The organism is Aminobacter sp. P4_H6_2, from assembly GCF_056400805.1.
Genome location: NZ_JBFUKO010000395.1, coordinates 1 through 4,987, shown reverse-complemented (window position 1 = coordinate 4,987; position 4,987 = coordinate 1). Strand labels below are relative to the sequence as shown.

General features: G+C 60.0%; 7 protein-coding genes and 1 pseudogene. All 8 read right to left on the bottom strand.

The window, feature by feature from the left end; all coding sequences use genetic code 11:
* Window positions 1-12: 12 nt before the first annotated feature.
* A complete protein-coding gene (locus AC1DUU_RS22670; RefSeq protein ID WP_476785637.1) occupies window positions 13-381 on the bottom strand; it encodes a sodium:proton antiporter in 369 nt (122 codons plus the stop codon).
* 15 nt (window positions 382-396) lie between these two features.
* Window positions 397-1,092, bottom strand: a complete 696-nt coding sequence (gene mbhE, locus AC1DUU_RS22665; protein WP_476785636.1) for a hydrogen gas-evolving membrane-bound hydrogenase subunit E — start codon at window positions 1,090-1,092, stop codon at window positions 397-399.
* Window positions 1,089-1,430, bottom strand: a complete 342-nt coding sequence (mnhG, locus tag AC1DUU_RS22660) for a monovalent cation/H(+) antiporter subunit G (RefSeq protein WP_476785635.1) — start codon at window positions 1,428-1,430, stop codon at window positions 1,089-1,091. The genes mbhE and mnhG overlap by 4 nt, the downstream gene beginning before the upstream one ends.
* Before the next feature lies 1 nt (window position 1,431).
* Window positions 1,432-1,674: a hydrogenase subunit MbhD domain-containing protein gene (locus AC1DUU_RS22655; protein ID WP_476785639.1), complete on the bottom strand. Its 243-nt coding sequence runs from the start codon at window positions 1,672-1,674 to the stop codon at window positions 1,432-1,434.
* Window positions 1,675-1,679: 5 nt separating this feature from the next.
* A complete protein-coding gene (locus AC1DUU_RS22650) occupies window positions 1,680-1,940 on the bottom strand; it encodes an MrpF/PhaF family protein (RefSeq protein WP_476785634.1) in 261 nt (86 codons plus the stop codon).
* The gene (locus tag AC1DUU_RS22645) at window positions 1,933-2,469 is read right to left on the bottom strand and encodes a Na+/H+ antiporter subunit E (protein WP_476785633.1); all 537 of its coding nucleotides are present in this window, start codon (window positions 2,467-2,469) and stop codon (window positions 1,933-1,935) included. The genes AC1DUU_RS22650 and AC1DUU_RS22645 overlap by 8 nt, the downstream gene beginning before the upstream one ends.
* A 34-nt stretch (window positions 2,470-2,503) precedes the next feature.
* Window positions 2,504-3,652, bottom strand: coding sequence for an alpha/beta hydrolase (locus AC1DUU_RS22640; RefSeq protein ID WP_476785638.1), 1,149 nt, complete (start codon window positions 3,650-3,652; stop codon window positions 2,504-2,506).
* 250 nt (window positions 3,653-3,902) lie between these two features.
* Window positions 3,903-4,987 (bottom strand): annotated as a pseudogene (locus AC1DUU_RS22635) (hypothetical protein); the annotation flags it as partial.

Below are 4,987 nucleotides of genomic sequence, written 5' to 3'. Positions count from 1 at the left end.
GCAGAAGGGCCTCTACCATTTCGACTCCGTCAGCGCGTCGATGGAAAGGGTTTTCTTGGCGTCATAGACGCGGATCGCAAAGGCCAGCATGACTGCAGTCACTGAAAAGCCGATGACGATGGCGGTGACCACCAATGCTGCAGGTATGGGGTCGACGGCGCGTGAGGTCGCTTCTCCAATGCCGAGCGCCTTGTCGATGATTGGGGCGGTATGTCCGGTGACGTAGCCAGTCGCGACCATGACGATATGCAGCCCGGTGTCGATCAGGCTGAAGCCGATGATGATGCGCAGGATGTTGCGGTGCCTTAGCATGCCCCACATGCCGATCAGCACGAGCAAAAAACCTGTTGCCAAGAGAATGTGGGAAACCGGCAGGCTCATGGCGATCCCTCGCGGCTAGCTGCGGAAACGGTCGATGATGACGCTGAGTTCAGCGCCGACCTTGATGCCGAGCAAAGTAGATATCAGCGGAATCGCGCCGGCGCTGAACAGCGCACCGAATTCGCCTTTGGGCARGATGTGGCTGTCAAGGAAACCTGCGGCGAAGATAAGTCCGAGTATTCCGATCGAGACATAGAGCACACCGGCCAGCGATTCCGTGATGCTCAGGAAGCTGTGGCTCAGTCGCGATGACGGTTTGGCGAGCAACAGCAGCATAACCGCAGAAGCGACGACCGCGCCGCCCTGAAAGCCGCCTCCGGCCGAAAGATGCCCGTTCATGATGACATAGGCCCCGAACAGGAAGATCAGCGGCAAGATGACCTCGGCTCCATTTTCTACCAGTTCACTGGCGCGGCGAGGCTCCGGTTCTGGTTCGTGCTCTTCTTGCTGGGTGCCAGGCTTGCCGGCGAGAAGAATGCCGACACTGGCGGCGACCATGAACAGCACGGCGACCTCTCCGAGCGTATCGAAGCCGCGGAAGGTGATGAGAATGCCGGTGACGACATTCGGCGCCCCAAGCTGCTGCGGCACGACGGTCAGATAGTGTTCGGCGAGTGCCGAAACGCTCTGCCGTTCACTGTAATCACCCACCATGCGGGCAAAGATGCCCCCGAATATCAGCACGGCAAGTAACGAGAACGCGCGCTTCATTCCGGATTGCCCTCCTTGGCGTCGTCCTCGTCGCGCAAGGCGTCGACCATGGTTGAGGGCGCCATCGGCGTGCGGATTGCGTGCGCAGCTCGGGACAGGGCGTGCGACGACAGCGGATTGGTCATCAGCACGAAATAGGCGATGATCAAAAGCTTGAGGGCCCAGTCGGGATGGTAGATGCCGAGGCCTGCCAAAACCAGGATGTTGCCTAGTGTCGAGGCCTTGGTGCCAGCCTGGATGCGGGTGAAGGTGTCGGGCATGCGCAGCAAGCCAAGGCCGGCCGAAAACAGGAAGAATGCGCCCACGAGCACGACGATGCTGCCAATCAGCTCGGCCATGTCATCCCTTTCCGCCGCCGGTGCGGCGGATTGCGTAAAGGAAGATCAGCGTCGCAAGGCCGGAACCGATGGCCGCTTCCGCCATGGCGACATCGGGTGCGGCAAGCAGGACGTAGGATACCGCTGCAAAGAGGCTCGCCAGTCCCGCGCTGACCATTGCCGCCATGAGGTTGTCGAGGCAAACAGYAAGAACCCCGCTTACCAGGATGCTGCCGCAGACCAAAATAACGAGCAACTCAAGCATGGCGGTCACGGCCCTTTTTCGAGAAAGCGGGCAATGGCGAGCACGGCGAGAAAGCTCAGCAGGCCGTAAACGAGGGCTACATCGAGATAGACGAAGCGCCCAGAGATATGAGCGTAGAGCGCGATCAGCGAGATCGAGACGACAGTCAGCATGTCGATGGCGACGACGCGGTCGATCATGGTTCGGCCGATGATCAGCCGCACCACGCCGAACGCGATGCCCAAGAAGATCAGTACGCCCGCGACCTGAAGGATTGTCTCAGCCAAAGACCGCCTCCAGATGTTTCTCGAATGGACCGACGATTATCTTGGTCGCCTCGTCCGGATCCGTCGTCTGGACGTCCAGCCAGTGAATGAACATGGTGTCGTCCCTCACGTCCATGACCAGCGATCCCGGTGTCAGCGCGATCGAATTGGCCAATGCCAACCGGCCAATCGGCGACTTCAGGCGCATATGGACTTTGACGATGCCTGGGTGGATATCGATCCGGGGCGCGTAGACATAGCGCAGCATGTTGATATTCGCCTTCACCAGCTCGATGAAGAAGGTCGCGGTATAGGCAAGGAAATGCCATGCGCCGCGCGGCGACAGGTCGATGTGCCAGACATTGGTTCGGCGGGCGAAGATCCAGGCGATGACCAGTGAAATGACGGCACCCGTTGCAGCTATTGGCAGCGCGGTGGACGAGTTGATGATCAGCCAAAGAACAAACAGGAACAGCCACAACCCGAGAAAGCCTTTGGGTAGTCCAAGGGGACTACGGGGTGCGCGATTGTCGCTCGTTGGCGCGGTCATCCGCAACTCCTGCGTCTGCGACAAGGAAACGGAATCATCGGATCATGCTCGCGAGTGCCACCCCGCCGAGGATGCGCGAGGGTAGGTAGATGACCAAGGCTGCGGCACCTTCGATCGCCGAACCGCCGTCGGCAAGGATAGTGTCCGTCGCGCTGGCTTGATCGCCTTCGATCAGGTGCCGCATCAGGCCACTATCGCCGACAAGGCTTATCAACGTTGGCGAACTGGCGAACACACCGTGGGTACCACCGTCGAGATCCGACGCATCGAGAACAAGGATGTCCTTTTCTTGTAAAAGGGCAATATCGGAACCGCTGCCGACGCGCGGATGGCCACCGGCGATGCGCCTGGAAATGCTCAAGGCCCTGTCGCGGCGCGAGACGATTATAACAAACGGTCGAGGAAGTTCGCCTATGTCGCGGACCTGGCTCTGGAAAGCGTCGATGTCGATGTCGGGGGCAGCGAGCACCACGCCGCTCAGCCGCTTGAGGTATCGTCCTCGGCCTGTCTGCGCCAGTTCGCGCAGTGCTTCCATCACTACATAGGCACCCATCGAATGACCAACGAGTGTGATCCTGCGCGCTTTGGTCCGGGCGGCGATCTCGATCGTCTCGGCAAGCCCGCCACGGCCAACAACGGTGCTGTCCCGGTCATAGACATAGAGCGGGAGGGAACCCGCCGAAGGCCAGGCATAGTGCAGTGTCACCGCCCGGACATTGTAGTCGTGCGCAATCTGCGCGGCGCGGAAGATGCTGTCGGCGAAGTTGTTGTTGTAGCCATGTACGAAGATAAAGATTTCGCGATCTTCCGGAGCTCGTTTCAACAGTGCTGCGTCGAGTTGGTCGACAAACTTCTGGCGGTTTGCGATCGGCTGGTAGGTCAAAGCGGTAAAGTGGCGTGCTGGATCAGGCATGCGGCCAGTTTTCTCGACATCTCCTGGTACGTGATTTCTCGGGATGCCAATGTCGAATTCAGCGAAATTGAGAGTTTGCGAGCGTTCGGCTGAATAGGGCAGGGACAGGTTGTCTGATCGCGCGCGCGTTGTTGCAACAAAGACTGGCACGACCGCAGCTGAGGCCGTTCTGTTTGCCGTGGCGTCGAGACCCAAAACCGCGCGCGGCCCGCCACAACCGGCGAGCAGTGTTACGAGCAACAGGAGCTGAAATAGGCGCTTTGCCGACATGCCTCGTCCTTGCAAATTTACAGTAGATGAGAAGCAGCAAAACTGCCGGGCAGCAACCGACGAACAGGTTGTTCTGGCTTGAAATTGCAGAGTCTGCCCCGGTTGGGACAGAAGAACAGGACGTGACGCAAAATTGCGGGACTGCTTGCCAATCATCTGAACCCTTGAGTTCGGGCCAGATTGCGAAAAGGCGCGTTTCGGTTGAGGCACTCCAATTGCGATTCGATGCCAGTCTCAAGGGTCGCCTAGCTTATTTCGACTTGACGAGCCCCGAGAACCCCGCGACCGCTAGCAGGCTCAGGGCCCAGCCGACAACTGACTGGAAATAATAGTAATTCAAGGTGAGCACCCCGTTGGGTTGCGACGGGTCGGGGCGCCAATATTCTTTCTGGCCGATCTCCATGACCGGTAGCAGGGCGTCGAGGGAATACATCCACGCGTTGAATTCGGGGTAGCTTGAGGCTTCAGGCTGGCTCAGGAAACAAGAAAGCTGGTTCTGCCCGGCCAAAGCACGCCCAGGCATGACTTGACTGGTGGAAGGCATGTAGCGACTTTCGGTTTGTTCCAGCACGCACATCGTCCATTCCAGCGAGCGCAGGACGACGGGGCTGTTGGGCTTCAGGGCGCCGCTCCGTTCGGCAAACCCGAACACGGCAACCCCGATACCCCAGAACAAAGCGAGCCAAAGCAGGGCAAGCAGCGGCTGGCGGCCGTAGCGGACGGTCACGGCCAGCATGCCGTCGTTCAACGCCAGAGCGGACCGCAATACGGGGCTCTTTGCGCGTGCCCGTCTTGCGCGCCGCTGCAGCTTCTCTTTTGCGATAAGGACAGCGCGAGCGTCCTCGTCATGCCCCATCTCACGCAGTACCGTGGAAAGCTGCTCGTAAGGCTGCGGCCAGAAATCTTCCTTCCAGCGCTCAGGCACCTGGCGTGCCAGCCAGTCGAGCCGGCTTACCGCATCGACCGGACCGCCGATGAACGCGCCGTATTGGCAAYGGTTGAGCAGCAGGTCGCCCTTTTTGGGCCAGGAGGCCTGTTCATCGTCGATCGCGCCGATTTCGGTGGCCGTCAGATCGAGCGTCCCCTGAACCGAGGCGCCTTGCCTAAGGAAGAAAGCACCGCTGATCCGGGCGCGATTGAGCCTCAGTGAATAGCCATCTGGCTCGACAAGCGTGACGGAGGTGCAATCGACGTCTCCGCCGAAATAGGCCCCCCGCATACGGACCTCGCCTTCGATCGTTGCCCCTCGCAGGGCAAGGTCGCCTCGCGCGGCAATGCCGTCGCCGTCAAGGGCGACCCCGCCGGGCCGTTTGATGTGAGCGCCAACCGCATTGA